The sequence below is a fragment of the Mesorhizobium sp. 113-1-2 genome, assembly GCF_016756475.1.
In the GTDB taxonomy this organism is placed as follows: Bacteria; Pseudomonadota; Alphaproteobacteria; order Rhizobiales; family Rhizobiaceae; genus Mesorhizobium; species Mesorhizobium loti_C.
Map to the genome: position 1 here is coordinate 5,253,104 of NZ_AP023242.1, position 16,225 is coordinate 5,269,328.

Sequence of the window (16,225 nt, forward strand, 5' to 3'; positions counted from 1 at the left end):
CCAAAAGACAAAAGCCGCGACGACCCTGCCGGCACGGTCCTTCATTTAGATCGATTGAAATGACGCAAGGGGATCGTGCCCGACACGATCATCAGCGTCGCAAAGGACTACTCCGCCTCACGTCCCATCCGCCGCGCCGCATAGCGCTCGACCGCCGACAGTCCGTCATAGATCAGCACGGCAAGGGCCGCCACGATCAGGCCGCCCTGCAGGATGAAAGCAAGATTGTTGGACAACAAGCCGGCGATGATCACCTCGCCAAGCGTCTTGGCGGCAACCGTCGAGCCGATGGTGGCCGTGGCAAGACCGATGACAACCGACAACCGGATGCCGCCCAGGATGATCGGCGCGCTGAGCGGCAGCTCGACCTTTGTGAGCCTTTGCCAGCCGGTCATGCCGGCGCCGCGCGCCGCCTCGACGACATTGGCCGGCAGCGTCGTCAGCCCGGTCAGCGCGTTCTCGAAGATCGGCAGCAGACCGTAGAGAAACAGCGCGATCAGCGTTGGCCACTCACCGAAGCCGACAGCCGGCACGGCGAGCGCCAGGACCGCCACTGGAGGAAAGGTCTGGCCGATGTTGACCAGGCTGCGCGACAGCGGCAGGAATTCGGCCCCGGCTGGCCTTGTGACCAAGATGGCGAGCGCAACAGCCACGATGGTCGCGGCCAAGGTGGCGAGCAGGACGGTGCGTAGATGCAGCAGCGTCAAGGTCAGCAGGCTGCCCTGATTGTAGATCACCGGCGCATTGTTTTCGGTGAGCGGCTTCAGCAGCGGCTCGAACCAGCCGGGATTGGTGAGGAAGGCGACGAGCAGCGCCAAGAGGACAAGCCGCAGCAGCGCCGGCAGCCAGGCTCTCATGCCGGCCTCGCCGCGCGCTTGACCAGCCCGTCGATGGTGACGCGGCCGAGCGGTATGCCGTCGGCGCCTTTCACCGGCAGGGCCGGCCGGCCTGACCATAGGAGCTCGGCCAATGCGTCGCGCTGGCTGGCATCGCCAGGAATGGCTTCGCCTTCGGCGGTTCCGTTCTCCACGGCGTCACGCACCCGCCCGAGCGACAACAGCCGGAATGGCCTTTCGCTGGCGCCGACCAGGGTCTCGACGAAGCTGCTGGCCGGATTTGCCAGGATCTCGGCGGGCCTGGCGTATTGGACGAGCTTGCCAGCATCCATGACGGCGATCTTGTCCCCCATATGCACGGCTTCCTCCATGTCATGGGTGACGAGGATGATGGTGGTGCCGAAGCGCTTCTGGATCGCCAGCAGATCTTCCTGCGCCTTGGTGCGGATGATCGGGTCGAGCGCGCCGAACGGTTCGTCCATCAGAAGCACGTTGGGCTCGGCAGCGAGCGCACGGGCCACGCCGACGCGCTGCTGCTGCCCACCGGACAGTTCGTGCGGATAGCGCGGCCCGTAAGCCTGCGGATCGAGCTGGTAGAGCGTCATCAACTCGGCGACGCGGGCCTTGATGCGGTCCTTGTCCCAGCCAAGCAACACCGGCACGGTGGCGATGTTCTGCGCCACCGTGCGATGCGGAAACAGGCCGTGGCCCTGGATGGCATAGCCGATGCTGCGGCGCAGTTCGTAACCGGGCACGGAGCTGTTGTCGACACCGTCGAGCTTGATGATGCCTGATGTCGGCTCGACCAGCCGGTTGATCATGCGCAGCAGCGTCGTCTTGCCGGAGCCGGAGGTGCCGACAATGACGCAAACCGTGCGTGGCTCGATGACCATCGACACGTCGTCGACGACGGTGGTTGCGTCATAGCGCTTGGTAATGCCTTCGATCTCGATCATGCCGTTTCAACCCTGCGCTTGGTGGCGGTCATTTCGATCACGGCATCGAGGATGATGGCGGCGGCGAAGGCGAGCGCCACAGTCGGCACCGCACCGAGCAGCACCAGGTCCATCGCCGTCTGGCCAACACCCTGGAAGACGAAAACGCCGAAGCCACCGCCGCCGATCAGCGCGGCGATGGTGGCAAGGCCGATGTTCTGCACCAGCACGATGCGGATGCCGGTGAGGATCACCGGGAAGGCCAGCGGAAACTCGACGCCGAACAGGCGCTGGCGGTCGGTCATGCCCATGCCACGTGCCGCGTCATTGGCGGCACGCGGCACGCCGGCGAGGCCTACCACGGTGTTGGCCACCACCGGCAGCAGCGAATAGAGGAACAGCGCGACGAAGGCCGGCGCTGTGCCGATGCCGCGAATGCCGAGCGCGGCAGCCCCCGGCACATGGGTGGCGACCCAGCCGAGCGGCGCGATCAGCAGGCCAAACAATGCAATCGAAGGAATGGTCTGGATGATGTTGAGCACGTTGAGCACGCCGGCCCGCAGCCTTTCGACGCGGTGGCAGAGGATGCCAAGCGGCAGGCCGATGATGACCGCCGCGGCCAGTGAGCCAAGCGCCAGCGTCACGTGCTTGGAGCCTTCGGCCCAGAAACTGTCGGCGCGGTTGAAATATTCTTTCAGGATCGACAAATTGTCCCAGCTTCCCGACATCAACAGCAGGCCGATCGCCAAAGCCGCGACGACAAGCACACCAATTCGCGCCAAGGGCGACAGGTTCAGCCTTGTCAGCACATCGGCCAGTAAAAGCGTAAAGGCAAAAATGAGGATCCAGAAACCGGAGGCCGGCGATACCCTGACAAAGGTGTTGCCGGCCGGTGTGAGGAATGTGCCGGCCACGCCGATCAACAGCGCGAGCGCGACAAGCGTCGCCACGCTGGCGGCAAGGCGCAACACAAGCGGTGTCCTGAACAGTGCTATGAGCGCGGCGGCGACGATGATGCCGAACAGCACCGCCCCCGTCGTTGCCGGCAACGCCTCGAGAATCGAGCGCGCCTGGCCTGAAACGATCCGGTTGGCACGGAACGTAGCGAAAGGGGCGAGGAACGCCGCATAGGCCGCGATCGCGGCGATGACCACGCCAAGCTTGTCGAAACGGATGTTCACGCCCTCCCCGTCGGTCGTCCCGGCGCGCCACGCATGCGGCACGCCGGAATCGTCCTACTTCAGAAAGCCGTTCTTCTTCAAAAAGTCTTCGGCGACGCCCTTTACCGGTTCACCGCCGACCTGCACGCGGCCGTTCAACTCCTGCAGCGTGACGAGGTCGAGCTTGGCGAAGACCGGCTTCAGCAACGTCTCGATCTCCGGATGTTCCTTGAGCACGGATTCGCGGATGATCGGCGCGGGCTGATAGACCGGCTGCACGCCCTTGTCGTCCTCGAGCACGACCAGACCGGACGGCGCGATGCCGCCGTCGGTGCCGTAGACCATGGCGGCGTTGGCGCCGCTGGTCTGGTTGGCGGCCGCGGCGATTGTCGCCGCTGTGTCGCCGCCCGAAAGCGTGATCAGCTGGTCCGGCTTCAGCGTGAAGCCATAAGTGGTCTGGAAGGCCGGGAGGGCCGCCGCCGAATTGACGAACTCGGCGGAAGCCGCGAGCACCACCTTGCCGCCGCCGGCGACATATTTACCGAAGTCCGACAGCGTGACGAGCTTGTTCCCGTCCGTCACTTCCTTGCGCAGCGCGATCGCCCAGGTGTTGTTGGCCGGCGCCGGCGACAGCCAGACGATCTTGTTGGCGTCATAGTCGAGCTTCTTGGCCGCCTCATAGGCCTTGGCGGCATCCTTCCACGCGGGGTCATCAGCCTTCTCGAAGAAGAAGGCGGCGTTGCCGGTGTATTCGGGATAGATGTCGATCTCGCCGGCGGTGATCGCCTTGCGCACCACCGGCGTGCCGCCGAGCTGGATGCGGTCCGTGGTCTTGATGTTGTTGGCGTTGAGAACGAGCTGGATGATGTTGCCGAGCACGCCACCCTCGGTATCGATCTTCGAGGAGACGACCACCTGAGCACTGGCGGATACCGCCGTGACGGCCAGCGCCAATGCCGCGCCGGCGAAAACCTTGACTGAAAACATTGTGGAAACCTCTTGCTGTGAACCGGAATGCGGTGGCCGCATATGAGCATGGCTTCAACGGCCAGTCGGGGCACACGGTTTCATAACAATAGGTACAGGCGCAATAATTTTGTTTCTGCGCGGCAAATTCAACCGAAGCAATGCTGACAACATCATGTCAGGTCGACAGCAGTTTAGGGATCAGGCGCTCGCCTTGCGGTGACTCGTCAGCTTGAGCGCGCCGAGCGCGACGAAGCACAGGACGGTGACGGGGAAGATCATCCAGTTCAGCATCTCCCAGCCCCAGGCGTTGTAGACCATGCCCGACAAAAGTGAGGCGCAGGCAACCGAGCCGAACAGGACGAAGTCATGGAAACCCTGCACCTTGCCCTTTTCCGACGGCCGATAGCTGGCCGCCACCATGGCGGTGGCGCCGATGAAGCCGAAATTCCAGCCAAGGCCGAGCAGGATCAGCGACGTCCAGAATTGCCACAGTGCCAGGCCCGACAAGGCGACAATGGCGCAGCCGATGAGCAGGATCAGACCGATGGCGACGATGCGCTCGGCGCCGTAGCGATGGATCAGCGAGCCGGTGAAGAAGCTCGGCGCGAACATCGCCATGACGTGCCAGGAGATGCCCAGCGTCGCATCGTCCTCCGACAGGCCGCAGCCGACCATGGCCAGTGGCGCGCCGGTCATGACGAAGCTCATCAGCGCATAGCAGCAGACCGCACAAAACAGCGCGGCGACGAAGCGCGGCCTGGTGACGATTTCGGACAGGGGCCTGGCATCGCCGTCGGCAATTTCAACCTTGCTCGCCGCCTTCGCCGGCAGCCGCAGAAACGACAGGATAATGGCGCCAACCGCAGCCAGCGGCAGGATGGAGGCGAACGACCCGGCAAACATCACCGGCGCGAACAATTCGCGGGTAAAGATGACGATCTGCGGCCCAAGGATGGCGGTGATGATACCACCGGCCAGCACGAAGGAGATGGCGCGCGCCTTGAACTGCGGCGGCGCGTTGTCGGCGGCGGCGAAGCGGAACTGCTGGACGAAGGCACCACCGATGCCGATCACCAGCAGCGCGAAGGCAAACAGCCAGAAACTGCCGTGGAAAAGTGCCAGTGTGGCAATCAGGCCGCCAAGCGCGGTGACGACGGTTCCGGTCATGAAGCCGCCGCGCTGGCCCAGCCTGCGGATGATGGCCGCGGCCGGTAAAGCGCCGAGCGCGACACCGATGTTGAAGCCAGTGATCGGTGCCGTCGCCAGCGATTTGTCGGCACCGAGCAGATATTGCCCGGCCAGCGCGCCCATGGAAATGGCGATGGGTGCCGCCGAGCCGATAATGGCCTGCGAGGCGGCGAGGATCAAAGCGGTGCGCCGCGCCTCCTTGCCCGTCCCGACGGCGATTGATGTCACGATGCGTCCTTGCCGCGCCCCTCGCCGCGCACCCGGCGTGATACGCGGTCGAGCACGGCATTGACCAGCTTCGGTTCGTCTTCCTCGTAGAAGGCCTTGGCGATGTCAACATATTCCGACACGATAACCGCCACCGGCACATCCTCGCGCTTCATCAGTTCATAGACGCCGGCGCGCATAATGGCGCGCAGCGTCGAATCGAGCCGGGACAATGGCCAGTCATCGGTCAGCGCCTGGCGGATGACCGGATCGATGGTCTTCTGGTTCTCGACGACGCCGGTCAGGATGGCGCGGAACCATTGGGCGTCCGCCTCACGATAGAGCGCGCCGTCGACTTCCTTGCCAAGGCGGAATGCCTCATACTCGGCGGTGATCTCGAAGACGCCACTGCCGGCGACATCCATCTGATAAAGCGCCTGCACGGCGGCCAGACGGGCGGCGCCGCGCTTGTTGGCGTGGCGTACCGCGGGCTGTCCGGGCGAAGCGGGTTCGCTCACGATCGCGCTCCCAATTGTTCCTTGAGCGCAATCATGGTTAGCGCCGCGCGCGCGGCAAAGCCGCCCTTGTCGCCTTCCGAGCGCTTGGCCCGCGTCCAGGCCTGCGCATCGTTCTCGGTGGTCAGGATGCCATTGCCGATGCAGACAGAGTCCTGCACGGACAGGTCCATCAGCGCGCGGCTGGATTCGTTGGCGACGATGTCGAAATGATAGGTGTCGCCACGGACGATGGTGCCGAGCGCAACAAAACCATCGTAATTTGTGCCGCCTTCCGCCGCGCCGTCCAGCGCGAAGGTGATCACTGCGGGAATTTCGAGCGAACCTGGAACGGTGACGACGTCGTAGGTCGCGCCCGCTTCATCGAGCGCGCTTGTCGCGCCGTCGAGCAGCGCGTCGGCAAGGTCGTCGTGAAAGCGCGCTTCGACAATCAGCAGATGCGCCTTCGCCTTCGGACGAATGAAGGCTTTGCCGTGTTGGGATGTGCCTGCCATAAAAATCTCCGGGGGGTTGCCGGTGACTTAGGCCGAAGCCGGATTGATCGCAAGCGGAAGATTGTCGGAAGCGCATGAGACGCCTTGGACCGGCCGGTCCGACAGACTCTAGAGCCCCTCTTTCGCCGCCTCGGCCAGCCGCGCAGCGTAGCGGGCCATGGTGTCGATCTCGAGATTGACGCGGTCGCCGGCCTTGCGTTCGCCCCAGGTGGTCACGGTCAGCGAATGGTGGATCAACAGCACGTCGAAGCGGGTGCCCTCCACCTTGTTGACGGTGAGCGAGGTGCCGTCGAGCGCCACGGAGCCCTTTGGCGCGATGAATTTCGCCAGATGGCGCGGCGCCTCCAGCGTGAAGCGTACGGCGTCGCCTTCGTCCTTGCGCTCGACGATCTCGGCGGTGCCGTCGACATGGCCCGACACGATGTGGCCGCCGAGTTCGTCGCCGATCTTCAGCGCCCGCTCGAGATTGACCTTGGTGCCGGATTTCCAGTTCGAGGCCGTGGTCAGCCGCAAGGCCTCTTCCCAGGCTTCCACCTCGAACCAGCGCGCGTTCGAGCCATGTTCGGGCAGCGCCGTGACCGTTAGGCAGACACCGCCGCAGGAGATCGAGGCGCCGATGGCGATGGTCTCGGGATCATAGGCGGTATCGATGCGCAAGCCGACGCCTTCGCTGAGCGGCTTGACGGCCGCGACTGTGCCGATATCGGTGACAATTCCGGTAAACATCGACGCTATCTTCCCGTTTTGACCATAACCTTGTCCGAAAACCGGGTCCCACTTTTCGGGATCATGGTCTAGAGGTCTCTTACCCATTCGGCGTAGTTGTCTTCGCCGAACCGCATCTCGCGCAGCTTGCGAAATCCAGCCGGGATATGATCAGCGTCGATAGGCGATGCAATGCCGTCCTCGCCGATTGCTTCCGGCCCCTGGAAGAGCACGATGCGGTCGACCAGCCCATCGGCCAGGAAAGCGCTTGCCACCTTGGCGCCGCCCTCGACCAGCACGCTTGCCATGCCGAGTGCCGCCAGATCCTCGAGCAATTCCGGCAATGCCACGCCGCCTTCATGCGTTTCGGTGCCGATGAAGCGCACGCCGGCGCGCTCGAGCGCTGCACGGCGCTGCGGATCGGCTTCCAGGCAAGCGGCAACGTAGAGCGGCACGCGATCCACGCCGGAGGCCAGTTTCGAGGCCTCCGGCAGCCTGATCTGCCGGTCGAGCACGATGCGCGCCGGCGAACGGTTCTCCAGCCCCGGCAAGCGGACCGTCAGCGCCGGATCGTCTTCCAGCGCCGTGCCGATGCCGACCAGAACGGCGTCGGCCTCGGCCCGCATCAGATAGACTTCGCGGCGTGCGATATCGCCTGTTATCGCGACCTGGCCGGCGCCTTCCCGGCCGATCTTGCCATCACTGGAAAGCGCAAGCTTCAGAATCACTTCCGGGCGCTTCCTGAGCGACCGAATGAGATAGCCGGCCATCTGCTCGGCGGCTTCCGTGGCCAGCACCTTCTCGACCACCTCGATGCCGGCGGCGCGCAGAATGGCATAGCCCTTGCCGGAGACGCGCGTATCCGGATCGCTGGCAGCCCCGACGACGCGCCCAATGCCGGCATTGACCATCGCATTGGCGCAAGGCGGGGTGCGGCCGTGATGCGCGCACGGCTCCAAAGTAACGTAAGCCGTGGCACCACGCGCCAACTCGCCGGCCTCGGCCAGCGCCTCGGTCTCGGCATGCGGCCGGCCGCCGACAGCGGTGACGCCGGTGCCGACGATCATCGGCCCAGCGCCGTCATCACGCACGATGATCGTGCCGACGGAAGGATTGGTGGAGGTGCGGCCGGCATTCCTGCGCGACAGCCGCAGGGCCGCGGCCATGAAACGACGATCAAGGGCCGCTTGCTCGGCCCCGCTCGGTTGCAATGCTGCCATGCTCAGCCGGCGTCCTCTTCGCTCTTGTCTTCGTCGCCCTTCAACTCGCCCAGGAGTTCATGGAAATCCTTGGCCTCGCGGAAATTGCGGTAGACCGAGGCAAAACGCACATAGGCGACGTCATCGAGCGATTTCAGCGCCTCCATGACCAGCCGGCCGACCTCGCCGGAAGCCACTTCCGTCTCGCCGGAACTTTCGAGCTGGCGCACGATGCCGGTCACCGCGCGGTCGATGCGTTCGGGGTCGACATTGCGCTTGCGGACCGCGATCTCGACCGAGCGCAACAGCTTGTCGCGGTCGAACGGCACTTTCCGGCCCGACTTCTTGACCACGACAAGATCGCGCAACTGCACGCGTTCGAAGGTGGTGAACCGGCCGCCGCAATCGGGGCAGACACGCCGCCTGCGGATCGCCGCGCCATCCTCGGCGGGGCGCGAATCCTTCACCTGCGTATCTTCGGACTGGCAATAGGGACAGCGCATGAAAAGCCTTGGGTTCGCGAATCTGGTGAGGCGAAAGGCTTAGAGCCTTTCCGGCCGGGATTGAAGCAGTTCCGTTTCTTCAGAGATAGCGAGGGGCGAGGAAGATTGCCAGCGCGGCAACCAGCCAGACGGCGATGCCGCCAACGACAGCCAGGCGATAGTCGACCTTGTCGATGAACAGCCAGCAGGCGCCGAGGAAGGCAAGATAGGCGGGAATTGTCTTCATGCCGGCAAGGCAGGCATCACGAAAACCGCGCGGATCACCCTTGGCGCCGACGGCGAGCAAGGCGATGACGGCAAAGGTCGGCGCCAGCGGCAGGATCCCGGGCAGGACATTGCCTCGCTTGGACAGCCAGACGATCAGCGCCGTCACCAGCCCGCCGACTACGCCCTTCCAGAGAATGTCCATCCGCGGGCCCTACTCCAACCCGGCCGTCGACGTCACGGCGCGACGTCCTTGGTCGGGAAGCCGCAGGATGTTCCGAGGCTGCGGTAGGCCTTGGTAAAGCCGTCCATCGGGATGCTGGCGACGGCCTGCTTGCCGAAAGTCACATCAAGCGAAATGACCTGGCGCATGGCACGCAGGAGCGCGAGACTGGTCTTGGCCTGATTGTCGACCGTCCAACTCGGACGGCCGATGACGGCATTGTTGGAATAGACCGTCGCCGAAACCTTGACGCCGGGATCGCCGAACGTCGCCGCGATCTTCTCGCCGGTCGGCAGTTGCTTGTTGTCAACGGTGAGCATGATGGTTGGATAGCCATCGGGCGGCAGCGCATCGCCGGTCGAGATCGACAAGGTCAGCGTGCCCGAATTGCCGCTCGCATCAAAGAACGCCGTCGAAGCCGCGCAGGTCTTGCTTGTATCCTGGCCGCTGTCGAGCACATCGACGATGGTTGTCCATTTGCCGAAGGTGGCGGTGGCGGGCGTCTCCGGGGCGGGCTGCGTCTGCGCCAAGGCGGACCCGCAAAAGATCAGCCAGCCGACAGCGCCGAGTGAGGCGACACGAAAATTGCGCATCATCAGTCTCCAGTTCCATGCGTCACCCGATCAGGGGTGACGCACCGCCGGCGAATAAGAGATGACGCTTCGCGCCCGGTCAATCGAGGATGGTCAACCGAGATACGGATAGAGCGGAAAACGATCGGTCAGCGCCACCACCTTGGCCTTGACCGCCGCTTCGACCGCGGCATTGCCCTCGTCCGAATTGGCAACCTTCAGCCCATCCAACACTTCGGCGATCAGCTTGCCGATCTCGCGGAATTCGGCCTTGCCGAAGCCGCGCGTTGTGCCGGCCGGCGTGCCGAGGCGCACGCCCGAGGTGACGAAGGGCTTTTCCGGGTCGAAGGGAATGCCGTTCTTGTTGCAGGTGATGTTGGCGCGGCCAAGGGCTGCCTCGGCACGCTTGCCGGTGGCGTTCTTGGGACGCAAATCGACCAGCATCAGATGGTTGTCGGTGCCGCCGGAAACGATGTCGAGACCCGTCTCCTTGAGGCTCGAAGCCAGCGCCTTGGCGTTGGCGGCGACGCTCTCGGCATAGAGTTTGAAGCTCGGCTTCAGCGCCTCGCCGAAGGCCACCGCCTTGGCGGCAATGACATGCATCAGCGGGCCGCCCTGCAGACCCGGGAACACCGCCGAGTTCATCTTCTTGGCAATGTCCTCGTCGTTGCACAGGATCATGCCGCCGCGCGGGCCGCGCAGCGACTTGTGCGTGGTTGTCGTCACCACATGGGCGTGCGGCAGTGGCGAGGGATGCACGCCGCCGGCGACGAGGCCGGCGATGTGGGCCATGTCGACCATCAGATAGGCGCCGACCGCATCAGCGATCTCGCGGAAGCGCTTCCAGTCCCAGATGCGCGAATAGGCGGTGCCGCCGGCCAGGATCAGCTTCGGCTTGGTCTCGTGCGCGGTCTTCTCGATCGCGTCCATGTCGAGCAGATGGTCTTCCTTGCGCACGCCATAGGAGACGACCTTGAACCATTTGCCGCTCATGTTGACCGGCGAGCCATGGGTGAGATGGCCACCGGAATTGAGGTCCAGGCCCATGAACGTGTCGCCCGGCTGCAGCAGCGCCAGGAACACCGCCTGGTTCATCTGGCTGCCGGAGTTCGGCTGGACGTTGGCGAAATTGCAGCCGAACAGCTTCTTCGCCCGCTCAATGGCCAGTTCCTCGGCGACGTCGACGAACTGGCAGCCGCCATAGTAGCGCTTGCCCGGATAGCCCTCGGCGTATTTGTTGGTCATGATCGACCCTTGCGCCTCGAGCACGGCGCGGGAAACGATGTTTTCCGAAGCGATCAGCTCGATCTCGTGGCGCTGGCGACCGAGTTCGTTGCGGATGGCGCCGAAAATCTCCGGATCGGCGTCTTCCAGCGTGGTTTCGAAGAAGGATTCGAATTTGTTCGACGCTGCCGCTGCTGTTGCCATGGCCTGAAATCCTCCGGTTCGGGGCAATTTATTTATGCATAGCGTTGCCCCAAAACCGCTGCGCACTTTTGGGCGACACGCATTGCCGCGCCATTAACACAGTTGTTTTCGACCCGCCACGTTTGCGGCGCGAAATTTGCTGGCCGGTTTGCGGCAGAGCCTGCAAATCCACAGCCCCTGGGCAGAACCGGTTCTATTTCCGCGTCTGCCTGCCGTTCAAAAGGGCCTCCGTCAGGGTGATCTCTGTGAACAGCGCTCGCGCCGTGTGATCATTGATCTCGCCGCGCTGAAGCATGGCGCGCACGGCAGTGCGCTCGGCCTCGATGCCGGCAAGTCGCATTTCGAGCTCCACCCGCCCGGCCTCGCGCGCCTCGGCTCGGGCTTCATCGGCCTCGTCGGAGGTGGCGATGCGGCGCCGGTAGCCGGCGACGATGTTTTCGGCGGCGACAAGTCTGACGCTGGGCACCTCGCCGTCGTCGTCGCTGCTGCCCGCCATGCTCTCGATGCGGACGATCGCCGCATTGGCAGCGCCGACACGAGCCCGGCGCTCCTCGGCAGCACCCGCATCCTCGCCAGGTTCGACCAGGCCGCGCGCAATCACCGGCAAGGCCAGGCTGGCGATCACCAGGGAGCAGATGATGACGCCAGCGGCGAGAAAGATGACGAGGTCGCGCGCCGGGAATGGCGAGCCGTCCTGCAAGGCCACCGGCAGCGACAAGATGCCGGCCAGCGTGATGGCACCACGCACGCCCGCCACCGATCCGGCGAGCCGCACGCGCAGGCCGAGGGGTTCGGCCTGCCGCTTGCCGAGCCGCGCGGCAAAGCCCGCCGCGATGTCGCCGATCCAGATCCAGACGAAGCGCAGGCCTATCAGGCACAGCGTCAGCAGCAGAACCGTCAGGACCGGCTCAAAAAACCAATGGCGGCTGGACAATTCGGGCGGCACCTTGCGGATGATCTCGGGTAGCTGCAGGCCGAGCACGATGAACAGCGCGCCGTTGAAGACGAAGGAAAACGTCGTCCACAGCGAGATCGTCTGCATGCGCGCCGAGACGCCGAGGAAGCGGAATATGCCGGTGCTCCCGGTCAAAAGACCAGCGGTCACCGCCGCCAGGATGCCCGAGGCGCCAAAATGCTCGGCGCCGAGATAGGCAACGAAGGGAAGCAGGATGGTGATCAGCACCTGCGCCTCGGCCGGCACGCCGCCGATGCGGTTCAAGAGTTGCAGCGCCTTGGCGGCGACGAACAAGGCCGCAACGCCAGCCAGGATACCGACCGCCACGGCGTAGACAAAACTCAGCGAGGCCACAGCCAGGGAAAAACTGCCGGTCAATGCCGCCGCGACGGCAAAGCGGAACATGACAAGGCCCGACGCGTCGTTGAGCAGCGACTCGCCCTCCAGAATGTGCATCAGCCGCGCCGGGACGACGTTCCTGTCGACGATCGAGGAGACGGCCACCGCATCGGTCGGCGACAGCACGGCCGCGAGCGCGAAGGCAACGACCAGCGGAATGCTCGGCACCAGCCAGTGCAAGGCATAGCCGAAACCGACGATGGTGAAGAAGACGAGGCCGATGGCAAGGTCGAGGATAGGCCCGCGCAGTGCCATCAGCTCGCGTTTGGGCGCGCCAAAAGCATCGCTGAACAGCAGCGGCGGAATGAACACCAGCAGGAAGAGTTCGGGATCGATCTCGACATGGATGCCGCGCACCGGCCAGGCAAGGGCGGCACCGATCGCGATCTGCAGGACCGGCAACGGCACCCGCACCAGCCGCACCAGCGCCCCGGAAACGGCGACGAAGACGAGCACGACGAGAATGAAGATCGCGGTTTGCATGGTGCGGTTCCGGCTGTTTGCCGGACCATGCGCAATCATCGGCGTCGCGTCCAGACAGGCTGCAGCGCGGCGATCGCCGAGACGGCAGCAGACCGTATGGCCAGCATCAAGCCGATGCAGAAAAAGGCCGGCACTTGGCGTCAGCGCAAGGCTGCCTAGGGGCACCCAGGTGGCCGGCCGCACGCCGCCCCCCCAACGGTCGGTATGCGTATGCAGAGCGTCAATGCCATTCGGGCACGAATGCCGAAAGCCAGCGCCGCTCCTTCTCTGGATACGCGAGCATGATCCAGCATCAACCTCCCGATAGCGCGGAATTGACAGATGGCTTTCGCCGGGCTGCAGCCTTGCGGGTCATATTCGGCTGTGCCACGCTGGATCACGGCTGCCGAGCGGGGGGTTCGATCGATGCTGTCGCGGATCATGGCACATGCCGAACCGGCCCTGGCGTCGGAAACGGCCGAGCGTGCAAGCACCGCTTATTTCGCGGCGATGGAAAGCTTCGGTGCCTCCTATCTGCAGACCCGTCTCTACCGGAGGCCATCATCGACGCTGACTTCCGTCAGCCATTGGGCGGCAGGCGGCTTCATCACGCGGCTGGCGCCGGCGGATTGGCCGGGCAGCCCAGCGTTCGACTATGTCTGCTTCGAGTGCAACCCGCTGCTGGGCGCGATCCGCGAAAGCCGCACACGCTACCGCTTCTCCGAGTTTGCCCCGCGCGACAGCGCGCAGTTCGGCGTCTATTGGGAGGCGCTCAGCGAGGCCAGGATCAATGACGCGCTGTGTTCCACCTCCTATGGCGCGGACGGCACTATCGCCTCGCTGCATCTCGGCTTCCACGAACGCGACTTCACGGCGGATGAGAGCTTTGCCATCCAGATGGCCGGCCTCGTGCTGACGGAACGGCTGATGGACTTGGCGACGCCACCGCCCACCGCCACTGTCCGGCTGACGGTGCGCGAGCGCGACAGCCTGGCGCTGGTCGCCGAAGGCAAGACGGATTGGGAAATCTCGGTTATTCTCGGCATTGCCGACGCGACGGTGCGCTTCCATGTCGACAATGCCAGGCGCAAACTCGGCGCCGTCAACCGCGCGCAAGCAGTGGCGCGGCTGGTCAACCAGCGGCTGATCTAGAGCAATTCCAGGAAAAGTGGGAGGCGGTTTTCCCGGGAAAAGCGCGTAGCGCTTTCCCTTGGGAATTGCGTCGAAACTAACAATCCCGCAAACAAAAAGGCCGCCTTCGGCGGCCTTTCGTCAAAATTATCAGTCGCTTACAGCGAAGAAGTGATCTGCAGCTCGCTGGCGCCGTCCAGCGCGTAGACGTCGTCGCGGAACTGGACGACGCCGGGTCCGGTCGACCAGGCCGAGAGATAGAGGAAGTGCACCGGCACCGGGTTGGTGACCTGGATCGGCGTGTTCTGGCCGGTCTTGATCGCCGCCTCGAAATGCTGGCGGTCCCAGCCGGGCGTGTCGCGCAGGATCCAGGTGACGAGATCGCGCACGTTCTGAACGCGCACGCAGCCCGAGGAATCGAAGCGCATCATCTTGCCGAACAGGCTCTGCTGCGGCGTGTCGTGCATGTAGACGCCGTCCGGGCTCGGGAAGTTGATCTTGACCGACGCCATGGCGTTTTCCGAACCGGGATCCTGGCGGAACCGGTACTTGGCGGCATCATCCGTCGACCAGTCGACATTCATCGGATCGACTTCGCTGCCATCCGGCGCGAACAGGCGGATATGGCTGTTCTTCAAATAGTTGGGGTCCTTCCGCATCAGCGGAATGATGTCCTTGCGCACGATCGAAACCGGCGCGTTCCAGTACGGGTTGACGATGATCTCGTTGATCTTGGAATTGACGATCGGCGTCTGGCGATCGATCTTGCCGACGATAGCGGTGTGGCGGAGCACGACGCGGTCATTCTCGACCGCTTCGATCTGCGCGGCCGGAATGTCGACCAGCACATAACGGCTGCCCAGCGTGCCGGCCTTCTCCTTCAGCCGCTGCAGATTCGTCTGCAGCTGGCCGAGCCGAACCTGCGCCGAAACGTTCATCGCCGCGTAGGTGTATTTGCCCATGGAACCATCGGCCGGCAAGCCGTGGCGCAACTGGAAACGCTTGACGGCCGAGTCGACATAGGAATCGAAGGCCGTCGAAATGCCGGCGCTCTGCGACAGATCGCCCGCAATCATCAGGCGCTTGCGCAACGGCACCACGTCCGGATCATCGACGCCGAGTTCCAGTTTCTTGGTCGCTGGAACCTCTACCCAGCCGCCCTGCCCGACGATGTTCTGATATTGCGCGACCGCCTGCTCCGTGAATGCAACGGTCTGCGGGCTGAAGATCGGAAGCGTCGAGGCCACCTTGCCGCCTTCGCTGGCGCGGGCGTCGAACTGGTCGTCCCAATTGCCGCGGGCCGAGGATTTCAGGATATCCCCGATCACATCCTGCGCGCTCGCACGGCCGGCCACCATGGCGGCGGCGAGCAACGAGGCTCCGGAAAGGAAAAAGCGGCGGCTGGTTCTCATGGACGTTCCAGACATAGGTAGCGGTTCGATCACTTGCTGCGTCGATCATCGGGCGATCTCGCCCGCACTCTAAAATTGGCAATCTTAACAATTAGCCAACCATGGCCCGTATCACATTGGTGAGAAACGCACGAGGCGCGATACGGTTGCGGGTGGACGCATGGTCTTCACGACAGCATCACTGCCATCCTCGGTTCCACTGGAATATGGCGGCAACGTGGCCTTGCGCCCAATTTGGGCCGCCCCGCTATGGCGAAATGAACGAGGCGTGGTTTTTCGGTACCGAACCCGCGTGGCCAGGGCCGGACGCAGCACGCAGGAACCGCATCGTCCCGGTTAGAGTTTTAGGTCGGTTTTGGCCTCCAGTTCCGAACACCGTTGCAGAACCTGGTTCTCGGGATACCGCAATATCTTGTTGTCATCGAGCTTGAGCAACAGCCCGCGTCTCTTTTCGACGCTCTGCTCGTCGTCCGAGCAGGTCATGTCCAGGATGACGGCGTCCAGGCCTCTGAGCTTCTGGACCCTGTCGAGCGTGCACCAAACTTCCCACATTTCCACCGACTTGTCGGTGAACGTCACCCTGGAGTCATTGTTGTCGCAGGGACTGCTGCCTTCCGTGGCGAAGGAATCTCTCCACCATTCCTCAGCGAAGGCCATTTCCGGCGCCAGCAAGAGCACCGCAGCGACCGAACAGATTTTGACAAAGCACCTTCGACCCATCTTGCTCC

At 64.0% G+C, this 16,225-nt stretch carries 17 protein-coding genes; 1 reads left to right on the forward strand and 16 read right to left on the reverse strand.

Going from position 1 to position 16,225, the window contains the following annotated elements:
• Positions 1-107 precede the first annotated feature (107 nt).
• From JN279_RS25665 to JN279_RS25730, 14 genes are all read right to left on the reverse strand, one after another.
• Entirely contained in the window at positions 108-857 is a 750-nt protein-coding gene (locus JN279_RS25665) for an ABC transporter permease (RefSeq protein ID WP_096457013.1), read from the reverse strand.
• Positions 854-1,792: an ABC transporter ATP-binding protein gene (locus JN279_RS25670; protein ID WP_202350587.1), complete on the reverse strand. Its 939-nt coding sequence runs from the start codon at positions 1,790-1,792 to the stop codon at positions 854-856. The genes JN279_RS25665 and JN279_RS25670 overlap by 4 nt, the downstream gene beginning before the upstream one ends.
• On the reverse strand, positions 1,789-2,952 hold the full coding sequence (locus JN279_RS25675) for an ABC transporter permease (protein ID WP_202350588.1): 1,164 nt from the start codon (positions 2,950-2,952) through the stop codon (positions 1,789-1,791). The genes JN279_RS25670 and JN279_RS25675 overlap by 4 nt, the downstream gene beginning before the upstream one ends.
• A gap of 54 nt (positions 2,953-3,006) precedes the next feature.
• Positions 3,007-3,918 (reverse strand): glycine betaine ABC transporter substrate-binding protein OsmF, encoded by a 912-nt coding sequence (gene osmF / locus JN279_RS25680; protein ID WP_096459183.1) that lies wholly within the window; start codon positions 3,916-3,918, stop codon positions 3,007-3,009.
• 180 nt (positions 3,919-4,098) lie between these two features.
• Positions 4,099-5,316, reverse strand: coding sequence for an MFS transporter (locus tag JN279_RS25685; RefSeq protein ID WP_202350589.1), 1,218 nt, complete (start codon positions 5,314-5,316; stop codon positions 4,099-4,101).
• Positions 5,313-5,813, reverse strand: coding sequence for a transcription antitermination factor NusB (gene nusB, locus JN279_RS25690; protein WP_019857616.1), 501 nt, complete (start codon positions 5,811-5,813; stop codon positions 5,313-5,315). Before nusB ends, JN279_RS25685 begins: the two co-directional genes overlap by 4 nt.
• Positions 5,810-6,304: a 6,7-dimethyl-8-ribityllumazine synthase gene (gene ribH, locus JN279_RS25695; RefSeq protein WP_096456999.1), complete on the reverse strand. Its 495-nt coding sequence runs from the start codon at positions 6,302-6,304 to the stop codon at positions 5,810-5,812. Before ribH ends, nusB begins: the two co-directional genes overlap by 4 nt.
• Before the next feature lie 108 nt (positions 6,305-6,412).
• The gene (locus JN279_RS25700) at positions 6,413-7,030 is read right to left on the reverse strand and encodes a riboflavin synthase (protein WP_202350590.1); all 618 of its coding nucleotides are present in this window, start codon (positions 7,028-7,030) and stop codon (positions 6,413-6,415) included.
• 68 nt (positions 7,031-7,098) lie between these two features.
• Positions 7,099-8,229, reverse strand: coding sequence for a bifunctional diaminohydroxyphosphoribosylaminopyrimidine deaminase/5-amino-6-(5-phosphoribosylamino)uracil reductase RibD (ribD, locus tag JN279_RS25705; protein ID WP_202350591.1), 1,131 nt, complete (start codon positions 8,227-8,229; stop codon positions 7,099-7,101).
• 2 nt (positions 8,230-8,231) lie between these two features.
• Complete coding sequence (gene nrdR / locus JN279_RS25710; RefSeq protein WP_010915593.1) at positions 8,232-8,711, reverse strand: transcriptional regulator NrdR; 480 nt, start codon at positions 8,709-8,711, stop codon at positions 8,232-8,234.
• Positions 8,712-8,790: 79 nt separating this feature from the next.
• Complete coding sequence (locus JN279_RS25715) at positions 8,791-9,120, reverse strand: GlpM family protein (RefSeq protein ID WP_202350592.1); 330 nt, start codon at positions 9,118-9,120, stop codon at positions 8,791-8,793.
• A gap of 32 nt (positions 9,121-9,152) precedes the next feature.
• Entirely contained in the window at positions 9,153-9,731 is a 579-nt protein-coding gene (locus JN279_RS25720; protein WP_202350593.1) for a hypothetical protein, read from the reverse strand.
• A gap of 93 nt (positions 9,732-9,824) precedes the next feature.
• A complete protein-coding gene (gene glyA, locus JN279_RS25725; protein WP_202350594.1) occupies positions 9,825-11,138 on the reverse strand; it encodes a serine hydroxymethyltransferase in 1,314 nt (437 codons plus the stop codon).
• Between the two features lie 193 nt (positions 11,139-11,331).
• Positions 11,332-12,975 (reverse strand): Na+/H+ antiporter, encoded by a 1,644-nt coding sequence (locus tag JN279_RS25730; RefSeq protein ID WP_096459174.1) that lies wholly within the window; start codon positions 12,973-12,975, stop codon positions 11,332-11,334.
• 405 nt (positions 12,976-13,380) lie between these two features.
• Here JN279_RS25730 and JN279_RS38745 point away from each other — a divergent pair, with 405 nt between their 5' ends.
• On the forward strand, positions 13,381-14,106 hold the full coding sequence (locus JN279_RS38745; protein WP_274608589.1) for a helix-turn-helix transcriptional regulator: 726 nt from the start codon (positions 13,381-13,383) through the stop codon (positions 14,104-14,106).
• Between the two features lie 137 nt (positions 14,107-14,243).
• On the opposite strand, the gene JN279_RS25740 is transcribed toward JN279_RS38745, so the two are convergent.
• The gene (locus JN279_RS25740; RefSeq protein WP_096456984.1) at positions 14,244-15,497 is read right to left on the reverse strand and encodes a L,D-transpeptidase family protein; all 1,254 of its coding nucleotides are present in this window, start codon (positions 15,495-15,497) and stop codon (positions 14,244-14,246) included.
• A 336-nt stretch (positions 15,498-15,833) separates the two neighbouring features.
• Positions 15,834-16,154: a hypothetical protein gene (locus JN279_RS25745; protein WP_244734150.1), complete on the reverse strand. Its 321-nt coding sequence runs from the start codon at positions 16,152-16,154 to the stop codon at positions 15,834-15,836.
• Between the last annotated feature and the right edge of the window lie 71 nt (positions 16,155-16,225).